Annotated in this window: 2 protein-coding genes; both read right to left on the bottom strand. The window is 32.4% G+C overall.

The features are described 5' to 3' along the window. The coding region (locus AC1M36_RS28295; RefSeq protein WP_479846521.1) for a phage tail spike protein at positions 1-569 on the bottom strand (569 nt) is incomplete at its 3' end. Continuing rightward, positions 562-1,091: SGNH/GDSL hydrolase family protein (locus AC1M36_RS28290; RefSeq protein ID WP_479846520.1), on the bottom strand; the 530-nt coding region annotated here is incomplete at its 5' end. The genes AC1M36_RS28295 and AC1M36_RS28290, both read right to left, overlap by 8 nt.

Here is a 1,091-nt window from a genome sequence, read left to right as displayed (position 1 = left end):
ACTTTTTCATTAGTTACACGAACTAGATTAAGGGTAAAGGGATATGTTGTATCATCCCAAGTCCACAAATAGGACTCATTGAAAGGCTTAGGAACACTTACAAGTGCATTTAAAAGTGAATTTTCATTTTCCCATGCATAATGAAAATATCGTTCAAAGTGACAATCCCCTAGTTTCCAATGTTTTATTTCTTGTTTGCTTAATAAATACTCAAGTACATCTCTTGTTGTCCAATTCGTCAATTGATGGTAACGAAAAAGCACGTCTGAGTGCAATGTACTCCAAACATGCTCACAATTGTAAGTTATGCTGTTGTCACTTTCGTTTTTAACTGTTTTCTTTGGATTGACTATGAATTTCCCAATATATTTATCATGGTCATATAGCTCAATAAAATACTTTGGCTTAACTTCAAAACGTTTTGGATCGTTAAGAGGTAATGAAAAGGAACACGTCCACAAATTATTTGTCTCTTTAACATATCCAATTTTATATGCATTTTCTAAGATAGCCACTAAATTCATTTTAATATCATAGACTTTTATATGTCGAAAATTACTATTATACATAACTTACACCATCTCTCAACAATGTTAATCCAAGACCTTTTGCAGTATTCTCAAACATTACTTTGTATCCTTCATCGTTTGGATGCAGACCATCAAATAATAAAGAATCAATGGTTACGCCAGTATTAACTGCATATTCCATATAACCTTTATAATTCGAAATGTAATCCATCTTGAACTCTTTTGTTACTTGATGGATAGAACGATCAACATCATCCATCTTGAAATTACGTACTGCTTCCATATCGTTCGCTACTGAAACTGGATTCGCTGCCATGACAATTACGTCTTTTCCTAACGAACGAATGTATTTTATAAGTTCTCGTTGATAACTCTTTGTTACAGCCGTTGTTTTGAAATTATGACGGTCATTTGTTCCAATTTGCATAATAACGATGCTGTCAGCAGATTCAATTAACTGATCTCTTTGTTGGTATAGATATTGCGAATGTTTACCACTAATTCCAAAATTAACAACATCAGCAGTTTTAGGGATTTTTAGACCTTGAATATATATAGAAT

It is taken from the genome of Bacillus sp. Medicinal_06 (genome assembly GCF_056711665.1).
This window is presented reverse-complemented; position numbering and strand designations above follow the sequence as displayed.